Source organism: Pandoraea communis, assembly GCF_902459745.1.
GTDB classification, from domain to species: Bacteria; Pseudomonadota; Gammaproteobacteria; order Burkholderiales; family Burkholderiaceae; genus Pandoraea; species Pandoraea communis.
Map to the genome: position 1 here is coordinate 23,089 of NZ_CABPSJ010000006.1, position 18,523 is coordinate 41,611.

Here is an 18,523-nt window from a genome sequence, read left to right on the forward strand (position 1 = left end):
CAACCCCCAGTCATCGCCCAATCGGCACATAGAGCCTTGCCATCAAACCACCACCCTCGCGTGCCGCAAACTCCACAGTAGCGCCGAAGCGCGACGCTATCGCCCTCACTATCGATATCCCCAATCCCGCCCCCTCTCCCCCCCGCCAGCCCCGATCCCCTCGCCAGAATCGCTGCCCCATTTGCTCCGCCTGCTCAGGCGTAAGACCCGGCCCCCAATCCCCCACCTCTATGCAATACCGCCGCCGATGCTCGTCCATCTCCACCGTCACATCCACACGACTCCCCTCAGGCGAGTAACGCATCGCGTTGTCCACAAGGTTTCTCACCGCCGTGCCCAGCATCGAATGTGGCACCACCGTGCCACGGTCTTCACACGCCATGCTAAAAACCACCCGTGGCCCCCCACGACGGACCGGAGCCCCATTCCTCCACTCAGACATAGACCCAACTCGCGGCGGAACGGGGCCCCGATCCGTCTCCTCCCATTCGATCAATACCTCCTCTATCACCTCGCGCACCGACCCGCACATGTCCTGCTCATGTGCCGGCGCCTCAGCACGCGCCAACGTCATCATCTGATCCAGCGTATGCCGTAATCGTCGTACACCTACGCCCGCCATATATATCGCCCTTCTGGCCGGCTCTCCCCCCGTTATCTCCGCTACCTGCAAGTGGGTGTCCACCGCCGTCAGCGGCGTGCGCAGTTCATGCGCCGCCGCATCCGTGAACGCCCTCTGGTACGCCAATGCCTGCGTCAAACGATCCAATAATCCATTTAATGCCGACACTACCGGACGTAACTCCGTCGGGGCACGCCCCAAATCAATCGGCGCCGTGTCGTCCGCACGCTTGTCGCGCAACGTCGCACGTAATGTCTCCAACGGCGATAAACCCCGGCCTATGCCTATCCACAACGCAATCAATCCACCCACGACAGCAATCAGAAACGGTACGCCCGCCGCTCTCAACAATGCATGGCTCAGGCCCGCTCGCTTCTCCAACCAATCCGCCGTCATGACCTGATACCCCCGGTCATCCTGCAACACATATATTCGCCAACGCTTTCCATCAATCTCCATCGTGCTGAAACCCATCGGGAACGCCTTTTCTTCCGCCTGCGGCCCACCATCGGTCCGCGCCAACACCACGCCCTGCACCGAACGTATTTCACACGCTATGCCGTCGTCGGTGCCCACGCGTATCACCTCTCCCCAATCCGACTGCCCCGCACTCGGCCCCAACGGCGATAACGCTACCCGCGCCAACAAACCCGATACCATCCGGGCCGACATCGCCAAACGTTGATCCAGTGCCCTGTCGAGATTGGCCTCCACCCCTCGCATCATCCATCCCGCCGCCACCACCCAAAGCACTATCAACGCAATACCGGCAATCAATACCGCTCTCAGTCGAAGGCTCATGACAACTTCCACCCCAATCGATATCCCAAACCACGCGCCGTTTGAATGACCTCACACCCCAATTTGCGACGCACGTTGTGGATGTGAACGTTCAACGCATTACTGTTGACCCGCTCCGACAAACCATACATCCGCTCGTGCAACATGTCCGGCGTCAACCATCGCCCCCGTGTACTCGCCAAATGCGTCAGCAAGTCAACCTCCTTGCGCGACAATTCGACCGGCTCACCATCAAGCCACGCCAAACCACTCGCCGGCTCCAATCGCAACGGGCCAGCGTCTATGACCTGCGAAGCCCGCCCCTGCACGCGACGCATCAACGCATGCAATCGCGCCCCCAACTCGCGCAAATCGAACGGCTTGACCATGTAGTCATCCGCCCCGCCATTCAATCCCGCAATCCGATGTTCGATGGCATCGCGCGCAGTCAGGATGAGGACAGGTACATCAGGCTCCACCGCCCGGATCTTTGCCAAAACCCCGAGACCGTCACCGTCTGGCAAACCCAGATCAAGCACCAACGCATCGAACGTGTTTTCCGCATGCGCAGACACCGCCGCCAACCCGCTCGCCGCATGCTCAACAGCAATGCCCAACGCCTCCAACCCCGCGACAGTGCCGCTCGCAATCAACGCATCATCCTCAACCAGCAACACTCGCATGAATCCGTACCTCCCTTGAATACCGCTTCATGTTACGTAATTTGCGTAACTCACCGAGCATCATTCCGCGCGGTGAACGCGTGGCTCGGCGCATAACCAACAGACACCGCGGGCGTTAACTCTCGGTTAATCGGCGCAGGGCACGCTCTAGCCTGCTTTGGAACGCCTTCAGGAGAAGAGATTTGCTACGCCGATTTTTCTACATCTTTGTGATTTTTCTCGGCACGCTCGGCGGGATGCGCGCCGCCGATGCGTTTCCCTGGCAAAGCGAGTCGAAGTTCCTCGACGCGTCTCAGGTACTCACACTCTCCCCTGTCACCGAGGTGGACGGTCATATCGAAATCGTTGGCAACATTGCTAAGGATTACTACGTTTACCGGCATTCGCTACGCGCGGAAGATGTCTCCGGCCAGCCGCTCGATCTGACGCTCTCCGACGGAGCGAAGCATACGGACGAGTTCTTCGGCGACACCGAGATCTATACCCGTGACGCCCTGCGCATTCGTCTGCCCTTGGCAACGTCAGGCCCCGTGACGCTGCACTGGCAAGGCTGCTCAGAAGCAGGCATCTGCTATCCACCCCAGACGATGCAAGTCGCGTTGCCTGCCGGCTCGACATCAGTTATCAATGCCCCCGCAGTCTCCGTGGCGCCCCCCGCCGCCTCCATCGATGCCGTCGATGCCCCGCTCGCTGAAGATCAGGCCGCAGCGCAGCGGCTCGCCACGGTCGGCCCCGTCGCTGCCACGCTGCTGTTTTTCGGCTTCGGCTTGCTGCTGGCCTTCACGCCATGCACGTTGCCGATGATCCCCATCGTCTCGACGATGGTCGTGGGCAATCGTCCCGCGCCGTTGCGAGCGCTGGCACTCTCGCTGTCATACGTGCTGGCGATGGCACTCACTTATGCCTCGGTCGGCGTCGCGGCCGGCCTGGCCGGCGCCAATTTACAGGCCGCGCTGCAATCTCCATGGCTGCTCGGCGCCTTCGCGGGCCTCTTTCTCGTGCTGGCAGCCTCGCTGTTCGGTCTGTTCGAACTGCGCCTGCCCGCGTTCGTGACGAATCGACTCGACGCCGCCGGACAACAACGTACCGGTGGCAGTCTCGTCGGCGCCGCCGCACTCGGTTTTCTCTCCGCACTGCTCGTCGGCCCGTGCATGACCGCCCCGCTGGCCGGCGCTCTGCTCTATATCGGCCAGACAGGCAACGCGTGGATAGGCGGCATCGCGCTGTTCGCGCTGGGACTCGGCATGGGACTGCCGCTACTCGTCATCGCCATGTTCGGCTCGCGGGTTCTGCCCCGTCCGGGCCCGTGGATGGTACGCGTGCGCATTGCATTCGCCTACGTGATGACGGGTATGGCCGTTCTGATGTTGAGCCGCTTCCTGCCCGGCAACGTCAGCCTCCTGCTCTGGGGTACCCTCGGCCTCGGACTGGCCGTCGGATTCGCCGCATGGGCATGGACGCTGCGCGGGAAACCGTCCGGCTGGACACTGATGTTCGCGTCGGCGTTCGCCGGTGTCTGGTCGGTGTTCATGCTCGTGGGGGCAGCGTCCGGCAACGATTCCGCACTGCGTCCGCTGGAACGCGCGGCCCCCGCAATCATGAACAGCGCAAATGCGCACAGCGCGAAGGCGTTCGAGTATGTGAGCGTCAAATCGGCGGAGGATGTGGACGCACGCATCGCGCAAGCTGCCGCGAAAGGGCAATGGACGTTGATCGATTTCTACGCTGACTGGTGCGTAAGTTGCCATGTCATCGAACGCAATGTGTTCGGCGATCCGACTGTCGCCGCGCGGCTCGCACGTATGCAGGTGCTGCGCCCGGACGTGACGAAGAACGACAAGATCGATCAGGCCCTGATGAAACGCTGGGGTGTGCTCGGCCCGCCCACGCTCATTCTCATCGACGCAAATGGCGAGGAGGTGCGCGCGCAGCGCTCGGTCGGCGAACTCGATGCGCGTAGCTTCCTGCGCCGCCTCGACACCGCGGGGATGGTATGACCGGTCTCGGCCCCTTCTCGATACAGACGGTCGCCGTGGCGGCAGCGATGGGGGTGGCGTGGCTCGTCGCGCGCTATCTCCTGCGCAGCACTGACACCACGTCGCGCCGCACCGCCGCCAGCACGCTCCTCGACGCGCTCTTCATCGGCCTGCTCGCCGCGCGCATCGCCTACGTGCTGCGCTGGTGGCCGGAATACTTCGCGACCCCGCTGTCCATCATCGCGATTGGCGACGGCGGATTCAATGTCTGGGCCGGCCTGCCCGCCGCCCTCGGCTGGGCGTTGTGGCGCATGAAACGTCAGCCCTCCGGGCGCCGCCCGATGCTGTACGGCTTCGCCGCAGGCGTAGCGATCTGGGCCGCCGCACAGGCAGGCTTGAGCGTCCTGCAACGCACCGCGCCGCCGCTGCCGTCATTGACACTCTCCACAACGGATGGCCGCACCGTCTCACTCGACACCTATCGCGGCAGTCCCGTCGTGATGAATCTGTGGGCAAGCTGGTGCCCGCCGTGCCGACGCGAAATGCCGGTGCTGGAAAAAGCGCAGGCCGACTACCCCGACGTGCGGTTCCTGTTGATCAATCAGGGCGAGTCCGCGCATACGGTTGAAGCGTTCATTCAGTCGCAGGGCCTTCAGTTCGACGATCTGCTGCTCGATCCTGCGTCGCAAGGCATGCAGGCGGCCGGTGCACGCGGGCTGCCCACCACGTTGTTCTTCGATGCCCACGGCCGTCTGGTTGACACTCATCTGGGCGAACTCACAGCGGCGCGTCTGCGCGCCACGCTGCAAGGCCGTCTTCACCAATCCCCGGCACCTCGTACGCCATAGGAGTCATCGATGTCTGTTCGTAAGTTTCTTATTTCCGCTCTGATCGCCGTGCCGGCGCTCGCCGCCGCGGCCTATGCGATTGTCTCCGGCAACGCCGGTACCTCGGGCAAGGCGGCGGCCGACCAGGACACCCCAGCCGTTGTTCAGGCGCTGGTACGCGAAGGTTTGGCGGATTTACGTCCGTTCGACACCGGTACGGAGCTTCGCGGCTTCGCCGGGACGGCGGAACAACATCCCGTCGCCCTCTACGTGCTGCGCGACGGCACAGCCATCGTCGGCACCCGCATCGACGCCGACGGCAAGCCGATGGATATGGAGCGCATCAGTCACCTCATCGCCGAGCCGACCAGCGAAGCCGTCTGGTCGAAACTCGCCGCCTCGACCTGGGTGCAGGACGGCAAAGCGGACGCCCCGCGCGTGGTGTACACGTTCAGCGACCCGAATTGCCCCTACTGCAATCGCTTCTGGGAAGCGGCACGCCCTTGGGTCGATTCGGGCAAGGTGCAGTTGCGCCACATCATGGTCGGTGTCATCAAGGCCGACAGCAGCGCGAAGGCAGCCGCCATTCTCGGCGCTCCCGATCCCGCCGCCGCGTTGTTGCAAAACGAACGGCAGCTCGCCAGCGGCGGCATCGCGCCAGCGCCGAGCGTGTCACCCGATATCGCCCGCACGCTCGACGCTCATCAACAACTGATGACGGAGCTTGGGTTTCGCGGTACGCCCGGCATCGTCTATCGCGACGACGAGGGCCTGATTCAACGCGTGAATGGCATGCCGCGCCCCGCAGCGTTGGCATCGGTACTCGGCCCTCGCTGAAGCGCCCCGGCGGGCGGCCCCCAATAGACGGGGCCGTCCATGCCACCGTTGCAGAATCGTCGAAGGACGGCCACTGTGGCGCACACATTCTTGCAAGAAACGCCTCGTTCGCGCGCGAAACCCGACGATTACCTCCTTTTTGCGACGCTCCGCCCACGGCACCCGGCAGATGCTGCTACAATCGGCATCACCATGAAGTCGCATCAGTCTTCCTCCCTCCTCTGGTCGCCCCTGACCGCCGCCCTGCGCTGGTGGCGGTAACCCGCCACGTCTATCTCATCCCCATAGCGCCCTCCCCCGCGGATCGCGAACTCAATGTGGGGGCACGCTCAGGGGGAATTCGCAAATCTCATGCGTTCGACAATCCTTTGTCACCAGACGAACAGGGACCATCATGCTGCTGATGATCGACAACTACGACTCGTTTACCTACAACATCGTCCAGTACTTCGGTGAATTGGGCGAAGACGTGCGGGTCTTTCGTAACGACGAAATCACTCTCGACGCCATCGCGGCACTCGCCCCCGACCGTATCTGCCTCTCGCCCGGCCCAAGCTGCCCGGCCAACGCAGGTATCACGCTCGACGTGCTCAAGCGCTTCTCCGGCGAAATTCCGATTCTCGGTGTCTGCCTCGGCCATCAGGCCATCGGCGAAGCCTTCGGCGGCAAGGTCGTCCGCGCCCAGCAAATCATGCACGGCAAGGTGAGCGAGATCGAAACCACGCAACAAGGCGTGTTCGCGAATCTGCCCAGACGCTTTACCGTCACGCGCTATCACTCACTGGCGATCGAGCGCGCTTCGCTGCCCGACTGCCTCGAAGTCACCGCGTGGACGGACGACGGCGAGATCATGGGCGTGCGCCACAAGACGCTAGACGTCGAAGGCGTGCAGTTCCACCCCGAGTCGATTCTGTCGGAACACGGCCACGACGTGCTGCGCAACTTCCTGCAAGCCGCCCCGCGCGTGGCCCAAGCGGCCTGAGCCCCCCGCCTTAGAAGAAACGACAGAAGAGAGAAACCGCAATGATTACCCCGCAAGAAGCCCTGCAGCGCACGATCGAACACCGTGAAATCTTCCACGACGAGATGCTGCACCTGATGCGCCTCATCATGAAGGGTGAGCTTTCCCCGGTCATGTCCGCCGCCATCATCACCGGCCTGCGCGTGAAGAAGGAAACCATCGGCGAAATCGCCGCCGCCGCCCAGGTCATGCGCGAGTTCGCAAATCACGTCGAGGCACCGGCCGATGAACATTTCGTCGATATCGTGGGCACCGGCGGCGACGTGTCGCATACGTTCAACATTTCCACCGCTTCGATGTTCGTCGCCGCAGGCGCCGGCGCAAAGGTCGCCAAGCACGGCAACCGCGGCGTGAGTTCGAAGTCGGGCAGCGCCGACGTGCTCGAAGCGCTCGGCGTCAACATCATGCTCTCGCCCGAACAGGTGGCCGAGTGCTTGCGCGACATCGGCATCGGCTTCATGTTCGCACCGAACCATCATCCGGCCATGAAGAACGTTGCCGCCATCCGTAAGGAAATGGGCGTGCGCACGATCTTCAATATCCTCGGACCGCTCACGAATCCGGCGGGAGCCCCCAACCAGTTGATGGGTGTGTTCCACCCCGATCTGGTCGGCATTCAGGTTCGCGTGATGGAGCGTCTGGGCGCCGAACACGTTTTGGTGGTCTACGGCAAGGACGGCATGGACGAAGTGTCGCTTGGTGCCGCCACGCTGGTCGGTGAACTCAAGGACGGCAAGGTCACCGAATACGAAATTCATCCGGAAGACTTCGGCCTGCAAATGATGAGCAACCGTAGCCTGAAGGTCGGCAGCGCCGAGGAATCGAAGACGATGCTGATTGAGGCGCTCGGGAACAAGGCAGGCACGGCACGCGAGATCGTGGCGCTCAACGCCGGTACCGCCCTGTATGCCGCCAACCGCGCGGCATCGATCGGCGACGGCATCGCGATGGCACGCGAATCGATCGCCAGCGGCGCGGCACGCGCGAAGCTCGATGCATTCGTCACGTTCACGCAGCGATACAAGGCCTGAAGTTCGACACGACCACGGCGGGCCCCGATCACGCCCGCCCCCTTCCGTAGCCCCCGATTCATCCATCGATATGTCTACCGTTCTCGACAAGATCCTGGCCGTGAAGGCCGAAGAAGTCGCAGTTGCCAAGCGTGTGCGCGACCTCGCCAGTCTGCGCCGCGATGCCGAAGCCACTGTCGGCGACAGCGCACTGCGCACGCGTGATTTCGTGGGCGCGTTGCGCACGAAGATCGACGGCAGTCTGCCCGGCGTAATCGCCGAGATCAAGAAGGCCAGCCCATCCAAGGGCGTGATTCGCGAGCACTTCGTCCCGCCCCAGATCGCCGAGTCGTATCAGCAAGGCGGCGCCGCCTGTCTGTCGGTACTGACCGACAGACAGTTCTTTCAGGGCGCGCCCGAGTATCTGAAGGCGGCGCGCGCCGCCTGCGATCTGCCCGTGCTGCGCAAGGACTTCATGATCGACGCCTATCAGGTCTACGAAGCGCGCGACATGGGGGCCGACTGCATTCTGCTCATCGCCGCTGCGCTGGAACTGGCCCATATGCGCGACCTTGAAGCGCAAGCCCACGAACTGGGCATGGCGGTGCTCGTCGAAGTGCACAACGGCCGTGAACTGGACGCAGGGCTCGAGTTAAGCACGCCGCTGCTGGGCATCAACAATCGCAACCTGCACAACTTCGAAGTGTCGCTCGACACGACGCTCGGCCTGCTCAAACACATTCCGCATGATCGTCTGGTCGTCACGGAGTCGGGTATCCTGTCGCGTGACGACGTGACGCGCATGCGCGCGGCCAACGTCAATGCCTTTCTCGTCGGCGAAGCCTTCATGCGTGCGCCCGAGCCGGGCGATGCACTCGCCACGCTGTTCGACATGCCCCGCTGACGCGCTATCCCTCGTCACACAGGCGATCGATGGCACGGTGTCCCGCACGGGACACCGCCCAAGCACCGGCAAGGCACATCGCTCCTGCCCGGTGTTGCGGCGCACGGCGCGTCCGGCGTCCCCCCTCAAAGGAGCTGCCCGATGGCCATCGAACGCGAACTCAAACTTGCTCTTCCGGGCGACTTGCCCGCCGCACGCGCCGACGCGCTGATCTCCCACCTCGACCGCCTGCCCGGTGCCGAAGCCCGTGGCGAGCGTCGTCTCGTCAATCGCTACTTCGACACGCCATCGCTCGCCCTCGCCAGCGCCAAGGCCGCGCTGCGGCTGCGTTTCGTGGCACGCGACGGGCACGCCGGGCAATGGTTGCAAACGCTCAAGTCGGTCGGTGAAGCGCGCGACGGACTGCACGTTCGCCATGAATGGGAGCAGGCGGTGCAAGGCGAAGCGCTCGAACTCCCGAAACTGATCGCCGCTTGCGACGTGCCCGCCACCGCCGACCTGTTGCGCGCCGAAGGCGCGAATGTCGTCGCGCAGTTCGAGACGAATTTCGTGCGACGCCTGTGGCGCTATATCGCCGGTGACGGCACGACCGTGGAGATTGCTTTCGATCGGGGCGAGGTGGCCGTCGAGGCCGATGGCAAGCGTCATACGGCGCCGCTCATCGAAGTCGAACTGGAATTGCTCGACGCGCCGGACGACGACCGCGAAGACCAGGGCGAACACATTCTCCACGCCCTTGCACTGAATTTGCGCGACGTGTTGCCCGAGTTGCAAAGCGACAACATGAGCAAGGCGCAACGTGGCTATCGTCTGCGGCAAACGGTACTCGGCCGCTGATCGCTGCGCGTCGCTGCCAGACATCTCAGTCCCTTTCATCGCGCGCCCTTTCGGCTCATTCGACTGACCTATTGCATGACATCACGCTCACGCGCCGCGTCCCCGGCGAAACACGATGAACGGCAAGGCTCGCTGTTCGACGAACCTGCCTCGGCAGCCAGCGCAGCCGAGGCGGCATTGCCCGCGCAAACACCGCCCGCAACGTCCGACGCACCGCCACGCCGCCGCGGACGTCCGCCGAAGCCGGCATCGACGCCGGCCGCCGCCACCGCCAAGCCCGGCGCAGACAACGCCAACGCCGCAGGCCCGCTCAAAGGACGCGTCGAAGATCAGTTCGACGCATTGCCCAACGACTGGAAAACGCTGGTGTCGCCGTTTGTCCAGAGCGAGGCGTACGCGCCGCTATGTCATTTCGTGGACGCCGAAGTCGCCGCCGGCAAGACCGTCTACCCGGCAGACATCTTCCATGCGCTTCGCATGACGTCGCCCAAGGACGTCAAGGTCGTCATCCTCGGGCAAGATCCCTATCACGGCGACGATCACGGCATCGCGCAAGCGCATGGCATGGCATTCTCGGTGCAACGCGGCGTGCGCGTGCCGCCTTCGCTGCGCAACATCTACAAAGAAATCGAGCGCGACCTCGGCATTCCCGCCCCGTCGCACGGCAATCTCGACGCCTGGGCGAAACAGGGCGTGCTGCTGCTCAACACCACACTGACGGTGGAAGCCGCCAACGCGGCAAGTCATGCGAAGCCGTTCAAGACCGGCGGATGGCAAGCCTGTACGGACACCTTGCTCTCGGGTCTCGCCGCGCGGCAAGGTCCGCTGGTCTTTCTTCTGTGGGGAAGCCATGCGCAGGCAAAAGCGCCGTTGCTCGCCGGTCACGGCCATCTGCTGCTCGAAGCCCCGCACCCCTCCCCCCTCTCGGCGCATCGCGGCTTTCTCGGCTGCGGCCACTTCAGCGCCGCCAACACCTTCCTCGTGCAACACGGCAAGACGCCCATCGACTGGCGAGTGCCGGATTGAGCCGGCGCGGGACTCCCCGCGTTTTCTGTCGTCCCCCAATCCCCCATTCGCCCGCCTGACGCCCTGATGCGGCGACCGTGATCGTTGAGGCGATCACGGTCGCACGCGTGCCGATGCTTCGCCGCCGAGCCAATCAGGGCCTGTGCGCGTCGTCACAGTAAATTTCACACTGTGAGATACGCGGCGGCACGCACACGGTCAAGCATTTACAGAAATGTTCCGGAACATTACACTTCCGTTCCGTAATGAGAATCCATCTCATTATCAAAAACGATAACCGTGCGTTACCCGGCCTGCGAAGTGTCCGACGGTGACGCCACTGCCGGAACACACGTATGTCCACCGCTTTCCAGACGCGCCAGCGCCTGCTTGCCTCCGCCTGCGCCCTTGTGGCTGCCGGCAGCTTCACCAGCCTGAACGCTCACGCACAAACGTCCGTGTCGCCCCCGGCCGCATCGTCGGATTCGTCGGCCAATGGGCAGACGTCCGCAGCCCCGGCGGTCACGCTACCGACCACGCAGGTCAACGACAACGCGGTGGCGTCGCCCATGCAGACGAAGACGCTGCCGTCGTACAAGTTCGTCGCCCCGCTGCGCGACACGCCCCGTTCGATTACGGTCATTCCGGAAGAGCTGATCAAGCAGACAAACGCCACGACGTTTGCCGACGCGCTAAAGACCGTGCCGGGCATCACGTTCATCGGTGGCGACGCCGCGGCGAACCCGTCGGCAGACCGCCCCGTCATTCGCGGCTTCGAATCGCGCAACTCGATCTTCGTCGACGGCATGCGCGACTCGGGCGTGCAGAATCGCGAGACGTTCGCCATCGAGAACATCAGCGTCATCAAGGGACCGGATTCGGTCTACGCCGGTCGCGGCGCCGTTGGTGGCAGCATCGACATCACCACCAAGACGCCGCGTCTGGAAGACTTCACCAACGCGAGCCTCGGCCTCGGCACCAACAGCTTCAAGCGTCTGACCATGGACGTAAACCGTCAGATCAACGATCAGACAGCCGTGCGCCTGAACGTGATGGGTCACGACGCCGATCAGGCCGGCCGCAACAACGTCTACAGCAAGCGCTGGGGCGTAGCGCCCTCGGTGGCGTTCGGTTTGAATAGCCCGACCACCGTCACGGTCAGCTATTACCACCTGAATTCGTATGACATGCCGGACTTCAGCGCACCGTTCCGCTCGGCAGGCGGCACGCCGGACGGCGGCTTCCAGCGCAATCAGTTCTACGGCCTGAACAACCGCGACTATCGCCGTGGCCAGACCGACACCGGCGAAATCAAGGTCGAGCACCGCATCAACGACACATGGAAGATCAAGAACACGACCATGGTCGGCCGCGCCACACTCGATTACATCGCCACAAACCCGCAGTTCGTCAACGCAAACTCGAACGTCATCGCGTTGCAGGCGAAGAGCGGCAAATACGCCACCAACAGCATCGCCAACCAAACCGAACTCACGGGCAAGGCCACGCTTTTCGGCTTCGAGCACACGCTCACCGGCGGTGTCGAATTCAGCAACGAGCAAAGCCGCTACGAGGGCTACCTCGTCACGGACAGTGCGGGCAACAACATCCGTTCGACGAACTCGCTCCCACTGTGCGCCGTACCCTACAACTGCACGACCCTCGGCAACTGGAATCCGGACAACCCCTGGACCGGCAGCCTCGCGCTGAACGGCGACAAGGGCTTCCCCGGCGCAGCGACCAACACGCGTACTAACGTGGCATCGGCCTACCTGTTCGACAGCGTGAAGCTCTCGGATCGCTGGCTCGTCAACGCCGGTGCGCGCATCGATCACTTCGATGTGCACGCCGTGCAAGCCGGTGCGCCCGATCTGAAGAATATCTCGAACCTGTTCAGCTTCCAGTTGGGTGTGATCTACAAGGTCCTGCCGTCGCTGAGCCTGTATGCGTCGTATGGCACGTCGGCCAACCCGCCGGGCGCAAACAGCGGCCTGGGCGGCGGTACCGACCAACTCACGACGACGAACAACAACCTCGCGCCGGAGCGAAGCCGCAACATCGAAGTCGGGGCGAAGTGGGACGTGATCGATCAGCGTCTGTCGCTGACCGCCGCCCTGTTCCAGACGGACAAGACGAATGCGCGCGTATCGGATGGCCTCGGCGGCACGATCAACGCGGGCAGCCAACGCGTGCGCGGCGCCGAACTCGGCTGGGCCGGCAGTCTGACGAACCATTGGCGCGTATTCGGCGGTTACTCGTACCTCAATGCCATCACGACGGACGCAGGGCCGGCAGCCGCCCCGGGCTCGAATGGCCTGCCGATGGTGATGGTGCCGAAGCACAACCTGACGCTGTGGACTGACTACGAAGTCATGCCGAAATTCACCGTCGGCGCCGGCATGACGCTCTCTAGCCTCACTTACGCGTCGGTGTCGTCAACCACCCGCAAGTGGACGCCGGGTTACGCACGCTTCGACGCCATGGCAACATACCGCGTGTCGCGCGCCGTCGATCTGCAACTGAACGTGCAGAACATCTTCGACAAGAAGTACTACGCAAGCGCCTATCCGATCTACGCCACATGGGCCCCCGGTCGCACCGCCATGCTGACGCTGAACTTCCATCAGTGATCGCTTTCGACAAACCCTGAAGACGGGGAGGCCGGCGATTGTGCCGCCTCCCCAATTTGACTTCCGCCCGCCGCACCTGCCTCCTTCCGTCCGCCGCGCGCTCATGCCGGGTTGCGCCCCGATGGGTCATAAAGCGAGACCTGATTTCAAACAACCGCTTCATTTAGGTATCCTTCCTTGCGTGCCCATGATGCCCGTGCCATGATGGCGCCGCGATGCCGGTCAAGCGCCGTTCGAGCGCGCCGCCTCCCGGCGATCGGCAATCAAGAAAATAACGTTTTCTTCACGCAGCTTTGCCTTTTTCGTACGGGGGTTCGAGATGGCAAATCGGGGAGTCGTTGTGACCGCGGGTGTTACCGCCGCACGGTCGTTCATCGTGGTTGCCGTCATCGCCGCACTCGCGGGATGCTCTACCGTCCAGCTCCGTAGCAAAGACTCGCTGCAGGGTGCCGCCGACGGCTTCGATGCCGCGGTCAAGGCGTCTCAAGGCGCGCTGGATACCGAACTCAACTCGCGCGCGCGGGTGCGGCGCGCCGAGGCCGTCGAGTACTATGTGCAAACCCGCCGGGTCAAACCGGGCGAGGTCCGTATCCTCGACATCGACGCTGACGACGAACTGGGCTCCTTCGCCCGCTTTGTGTGCGCGGGCACCGACGACTTCGTGAGTCAACGCGCCGCCATGACCTTCGCCACCGCCTATTCCGGTGGCCTCAAACAGGTGCTCGCCGAAGGCGACGACTCGATTGGCGGGCAGTGGTCGAGATTTCAGGCGCAGCGCAAACCCATAGAAGTCCCCGGCCTGCCGGACGACACCGTGCCGAAAAACGCGGTTCGCGCGTGCGCCAACGACCTGAAAAAGCGCCTGACGGAATGGAAAGTCCGCCCTTCCACGGAAGTCAGCGCCGAGAGTATTACCGCAGTCGTGCCCGCCGCCATTGCCGCTTACAAGGCAATTGCCGCGCTTTTTCAGACCGGGCTGACGGCATACAACGATCTGGCCGCCAAGGAGCGATTCGCGAAGTACGTTCACGAATTCCATCCGAAATTCGAGACGGTGATGAACAACGACTTCAAGGCGGCGACCCTCGCAAGCGCGTGGAACCGCCGTCAGATCGTGTCGTTGCAACGCCCGTTGGCGACGTTCCGCAAACTGTTGATCACCCCGGCTAACATCACGCCTGCCGATGACGACATCCGCATCCGCGAACTCGGCATGCTGGCGAACGAACAACTCGCCGAATACGACGCCCTGCACGCCAGCCCGTCGCCGGCAGCGTTGCGCGATAAGCTCGTTGCCGCGGAACAGCAACTCGTCACGCTCGTGGACGACAAGCACGTGTCGATTTCCGATCTGGTCGCCTTCTTCAAGGAATTGAAGGATGACTTCGACAAAGCGAAGTCGCAATACGCGGCCGTCGACGCCGCAGCGCGCAACGTTCCGGAGGCATGGAAGCAATGATTCGCGTACCTCATCTGATCGCGGTGAGCCTGCTGATCTCGGGCGCCACGGGTCGCGGCATCGCGCAAACGCAAGCACCGAGCGTGGCCACGCCCGCGACGTCGCAAGCGTTGCATGAAGCGGAATCCGTCAACGTCAAGGCGCTGCTGCAAAAGCAGGATCAGGCGTTGAAAAAGGAGCAGGCGGTGCTGCTCAAAGCCTCTCAGACCTCGCTGGTCGCCGCACGCGTGCAGGACATCGGGCAAGCGCGCGAGAACATCGCTGCCGCCGCACGCATGCTCGACGGCGAGCCGCCGCGATCGCTCAAAGATATGAAAGAGAAAACGGAGACGATCCGGGTCGTCACGCGCCCGGTCTACGGCCTATGCTCCGGCGCGCCGTGGGCGAATGAACAAATGACGGCATGGAATAGCTGGCGCGACTACATCAACGCCGTGTCGACCCCGCTGGCGGCCGTCGCCCGCAGTGTGGGCGTGATCTTCCAGTACTACCAGGCGGATGCCGGCAGCAAGCCGCGGTATATGAGCCTCGGCGCGACGGCGTTCGTCGTGGGCAAATCGCACGTCATCACCAATCGGCACGTGCTGCAGAACTACGCATATCTCGACAACACAGGGGCGTGGCGACTCTATGACAAGCAGGTGCTCATCGTGTCGTTTCCGTGGGAATACTCGAGTTGCTCCGTACGCACGACGCCGCGAGAGGTTCGCATCGTTGCCATCGAAGCCGTGGGGAGCGATGACGAGAACGACGACTACGCCATTCTGCGCACGCAAGACAATGCCCTGCCGCCCGCCGCCCCGATGGCAGCGAGATTCGATCTGACGGAGGGATCGCGCGTTGCGGTGATCGGCTATCCGTCGCGTCCGGTCAGTTGCACGGGCGCGGCGGGCGCAAACGACGACTGCACCTACCTGTCAGAACAGCAGATCGATACGATGTTCAAGCTCCCGGACAGCCAGATTCCCTTCCCGGCCGAGCGTCTCGCACCGGGCATGCTGCTGGTCAACCCCAGCCTCGATCCTCAACAGTTCTCGTACGATTCGTCGACATGGGGCGGCAACTCCGGCTCGCCCGTCGTGCGTCTGTCGGACGGCATGATCGTCGGACTGCATTACGGTGGCTACGGGGGAGACAGCGAAAGAGCGACCTACAACAACGCGATCAAGGTCGACCGCATTCGCAAGGCGCTGACGGACGCGGGCGTCACTCAGTGATGGGCGCCAGTGTGCCCATCGCGCCCTGCTGATAGCGCCGCGTGAGTGCGACAAGATCGCTCTCGTCGCGCGCCGCGAAGTTGCCGCGATAGACCACGGGCTCCGCGAGTGGCTCGCCACCGGCAAGCATCAAACGGGCACCGGCGCGTCCGGCCAGTTGCCACGCACCGGGGGGCAGCAAGATCGCTTCCGCCCCGCCACCTTCCGCACGTAAGGCGTGACCGGCAAGCGCCGCCTCGCCCTGTGCAATCAATGCCATCCAACGACGGCCATCGCACGGAATGGTCAGCGTACACACATCGTCGTCGCGCCAGTCGAGCTGCAACAACGTAGTGCGCTCACCTTCCGCACGCGCCACCTGATGCTCGTTCCACTGCCCGCAGACCAATGTCAGATCGACTGCCCCTTCGCACCAGCGTGGCATGGCGTCGGCGCGGACTACCGTTTGCGCGGGCGCCCCATGGGCGTGACGGCCCGCACGGTTGACGATCATCCGCACGCCACGCGCTGTGGCACGTGCGTGATCAGGAAGCTCCTCGTGCACCGTGCCGCAGTTCGCCTCCAGCCAGAGCAGATCGCCCGGGCGCAGAACGTCGTCGCCACCGTGGGCATGACGGCAGCGCAACGAGGTCGTGGATTCGGGAAACAGATAGGTCGCCACGACACATCCCGCATGGGGGTGCGGAGGTATGCACGCGCCGTGACGGCGGAAGATATCGACCGACAGAAACGGGTCCGTCTCGTCAACCTGATCGAAAACGCCTGCCCCCACGGCTGCGGCACAACGGCCGAGCCGGGAAACAGGAAGCACGCGCGGCATGGCGCTCGCGTCGGCATGAGCTGCCGAACGCTTCGTCTGACGCGGATGCAAGGGCGTCGGATTGACCATGGAGAGCCTGCGCGTGCGGTGAAACAGCGTTACCCGAGCGCTTACAGCGCAGCGATGGCTTCGCGAGCGTTCGCGAAACCAGCCGCTGCCGATTCCGGACCCCGTGCCAGACCTTCGGCATAGATGAACGTCACATCCGTCATGCCGAGGAAGCCGAGAATCGTCTTGACGTACGGGGTCTGGCTGTCAGCCGGGGTGTCCTTGTAGTTGCCGCCGCGTGCAAACGCCACGATCACCTTCTTGCCTTGAATCAGGCCTTCCACGCTGCCGTCTTCGCGGTAACGGAAGGTCACACGGGCACGGGTGATCCAGTCGAAGTACGCCTTGAGTTGCGTCGGCACCTGGAAGTTGTACAGCGGCACACCGAACACGACATAGTCGGCGGCCTGAATTTCGGCGATCAGTTCGTCGCTGCGCGCGATGATGGCCTTTTGCTCGGCCGAGCGCTGGTCTTCCGGCGTGAAGAACGCACCGATCACGGCTTCGTCGAGATGCGGCACGCCATCGGCCAGCAGATCACGCAGGACAACCTTGGCACCGGGGTTCTTCGAGACCAGTTGCGCCACCGTTTCGTTGGCGAGCGTGGTCGAGTTGGCGCCTTGCGAGCGGGCGGCGGAATTGATTTGCAGAATCGTGGTCATTTCAGTGGCTCCTGAGCCTGGGGGTTCGATATTCCGTGCGCACCGGCCCCCATCTCAGGAGTGCCGTGAATTGTGCGTTGGCTTGAGATGCATTCTAGTTACCCCCAAAAATGAAACAAGCCGGTAAAATCGAATTGTTTGTTCCCATTTTGGAACAATGCCTGACCGGCCCGCTGTTCTTGCCGGACGACCCGCGTCACCGAGGAGCGCACGCGATGATTGACGATCTGAATGACATGCTGATCTTCGCGGAGGTTGTGCGCACGGGCAGTATCACGCGTGCCGGCGAGCGGCTCGATCTGCCCAAGGCAACGGTGAGCCGGCGACTGTCGCGACTGGAGATGCGTCTCGGCACGAAGCTGCTGCACAAGACAACGCGCCGCCTAGAGCTGACCGAAGTGGGCGAGGCGTACTACGAGCGTTGCCTGCCGATTCTCGAAGAAGTGGAAGAGACGCGGGACTTCGCCTCGCAATTGTCGAGCAAGCCGCGCGGACGTCTGCGGATCACCGCGCCCGGCGACTTCGCGGCACAGTGGCTGGCAGTCCCCCTCGCCACCTTCTGCGCCGCCTATCCCGAGATCACGGTGGACGTCGATCTGAGCTCACGGCATGTCGATTTGATTGCCGAGCGCGTCGATGTCGCCATCCGTGCCGGGCAACTCTCCGACTCCACGCTCGTCGCGCGGCCGCTGCTCAAGCTCACACGCAGCCTGTACGCGAGCCCGCTGTACCTGAGCGCGACGGGCTTGCCTGCCTCGCCCGACGAACTGGCGGGACATCGTTTCGTGATCCTCCAGGGCGCGCGGCGACTGTTCAACTCGGACACCCTGCACAAGGGCCGCCAGCGCATGGACATCACCATGCACGGGGCAATTCAGGTCAACAGCATGGGAATGGTCAAGGAGATGGCGCTGGCGGGCAGCGGCATCGCCGCGCTCACGGACATTCTGGCCGAAGACGCCCTGCGAACGGGCCGTCTCGTGAAGGTGCTGCCGGAGTGGTCGTTGCCGGAAAGCCCGGTGCATCTGGTTACGCCGTCGCGACGCTTCCTCCCTCGCAAAACGCAGGCCTTCATCGAGCATATGCTCGCGGTCGCGAGGTCGTGTCCTGACGAGAACCGGGACCCGACGGTGCCGGGTCCGGCAGCAGCCTAAACCTCGCGCACGCAGCCCGCACGCGAGGCAA

At 63.4% G+C, this 18,523-nt stretch carries 16 protein-coding genes; 12 read left to right on the plus strand and 4 right to left on the minus strand.

Annotated features, from left to right (window positions below):
* Nucleotides 1-10 precede the first annotated feature (10 nt).
* The gene (locus PCO31110_RS19915; protein WP_010808657.1) at nucleotides 11-1,423 is read right to left on the minus strand and encodes an ATP-binding protein; all 1,413 of its coding nucleotides are present in this window, start codon (nucleotides 1,421-1,423) and stop codon (nucleotides 11-13) included.
* Nucleotides 1,420-2,085, minus strand: coding sequence for a response regulator (locus tag PCO31110_RS19920; RefSeq protein WP_010808658.1), 666 nt, complete (start codon nucleotides 2,083-2,085; stop codon nucleotides 1,420-1,422). Before PCO31110_RS19920 ends, PCO31110_RS19915 begins: the two co-directional genes overlap by 4 nt.
* Nucleotides 2,086-2,267: 182 nt before the next feature.
* Between PCO31110_RS19920 and dsbD the strand changes: the two genes are divergently transcribed.
* From dsbD to PCO31110_RS19975, 11 genes are all read left to right on the plus strand, one after another.
* Entirely contained in the window at nucleotides 2,268-4,082 is a 1,815-nt protein-coding gene (gene dsbD / locus PCO31110_RS19925) for a protein-disulfide reductase DsbD (RefSeq protein WP_010808659.1), read from the plus strand.
* Nucleotides 4,079-4,909 carry a TlpA disulfide reductase family protein gene (locus tag PCO31110_RS19930; protein WP_010808660.1) on the plus strand — a complete coding sequence of 277 codons (831 nt, stop codon included), beginning with the start codon at nucleotides 4,079-4,081 and terminating at the stop codon, nucleotides 4,907-4,909. The genes dsbD and PCO31110_RS19930 overlap by 4 nt, the downstream gene beginning before the upstream one ends.
* A 9-nt stretch (nucleotides 4,910-4,918) precedes the next feature.
* On the plus strand, nucleotides 4,919-5,725 hold the full coding sequence (dsbG, locus tag PCO31110_RS19935) for a thiol:disulfide interchange protein DsbG (RefSeq protein WP_010808661.1): 807 nt from the start codon (nucleotides 4,919-4,921) through the stop codon (nucleotides 5,723-5,725).
* 394 nt (nucleotides 5,726-6,119) lie between these two features.
* Complete coding sequence (locus PCO31110_RS19940) at nucleotides 6,120-6,707, plus strand: anthranilate synthase component II (RefSeq protein WP_010808662.1); 588 nt, start codon at nucleotides 6,120-6,122, stop codon at nucleotides 6,705-6,707.
* Between the two features lie 41 nt (nucleotides 6,708-6,748).
* Nucleotides 6,749-7,777, plus strand: coding sequence for an anthranilate phosphoribosyltransferase (gene trpD / locus PCO31110_RS19945; RefSeq protein ID WP_010808663.1), 1,029 nt, complete (start codon nucleotides 6,749-6,751; stop codon nucleotides 7,775-7,777).
* Nucleotides 7,778-7,847: 70 nt separating this feature from the next.
* Nucleotides 7,848-8,660, plus strand: a complete 813-nt coding sequence (trpC, locus tag PCO31110_RS19950) for an indole-3-glycerol phosphate synthase TrpC (RefSeq protein ID WP_150691244.1) — start codon at nucleotides 7,848-7,850, stop codon at nucleotides 8,658-8,660.
* Between the two features lie 141 nt (nucleotides 8,661-8,801).
* Nucleotides 8,802-9,497: a CYTH domain-containing protein gene (locus PCO31110_RS19955; RefSeq protein WP_150691245.1), complete on the plus strand. Its 696-nt coding sequence runs from the start codon at nucleotides 8,802-8,804 to the stop codon at nucleotides 9,495-9,497.
* Nucleotides 9,498-9,572: 75 nt separating this feature from the next.
* Nucleotides 9,573-10,523 carry a uracil-DNA glycosylase gene (locus tag PCO31110_RS19960; RefSeq protein WP_150691246.1) on the plus strand — a complete coding sequence of 317 codons (951 nt, stop codon included), beginning with the start codon at nucleotides 9,573-9,575 and terminating at the stop codon, nucleotides 10,521-10,523.
* Between the two features lie 335 nt (nucleotides 10,524-10,858).
* Complete coding sequence (locus tag PCO31110_RS19965) at nucleotides 10,859-13,132, plus strand: TonB-dependent receptor (protein ID WP_150691247.1); 2,274 nt, start codon at nucleotides 10,859-10,861, stop codon at nucleotides 13,130-13,132.
* Nucleotides 13,133-13,472: 340 nt separating this feature from the next.
* Entirely contained in the window at nucleotides 13,473-14,591 is a 1,119-nt protein-coding gene (locus tag PCO31110_RS19970) for a hypothetical protein (RefSeq protein ID WP_150691248.1), read from the plus strand.
* Nucleotides 14,588-15,808: a trypsin-like serine peptidase gene (locus PCO31110_RS19975; protein WP_174979663.1), complete on the plus strand. Its 1,221-nt coding sequence runs from the start codon at nucleotides 14,588-14,590 to the stop codon at nucleotides 15,806-15,808. Before PCO31110_RS19970 ends, PCO31110_RS19975 begins: the two co-directional genes overlap by 4 nt.
* Here PCO31110_RS19975 and PCO31110_RS19980 read toward each other — a convergent pair.
* On the minus strand, nucleotides 15,798-16,697 hold the full coding sequence (locus PCO31110_RS19980) for a pirin family protein (protein ID WP_150691250.1): 900 nt from the start codon (nucleotides 16,695-16,697) through the stop codon (nucleotides 15,798-15,800). The two genes, PCO31110_RS19975 and PCO31110_RS19980, sit on opposite strands and share 11 nt — an antisense overlap.
* Before the next feature lie 41 nt (nucleotides 16,698-16,738).
* Entirely contained in the window at nucleotides 16,739-17,338 is a 600-nt protein-coding gene (locus tag PCO31110_RS19985; protein WP_010808671.1) for an FMN-dependent NADH-azoreductase, read from the minus strand.
* A 215-nt stretch (nucleotides 17,339-17,553) separates the two neighbouring features.
* Between PCO31110_RS19985 and PCO31110_RS19990 the strand changes: the two genes are divergently transcribed.
* Nucleotides 17,554-18,492: a LysR family transcriptional regulator gene (locus PCO31110_RS19990; RefSeq protein ID WP_174979666.1), complete on the plus strand. Its 939-nt coding sequence runs from the start codon at nucleotides 17,554-17,556 to the stop codon at nucleotides 18,490-18,492.
* Nucleotides 18,493-18,523 lie beyond the last annotated feature (31 nt).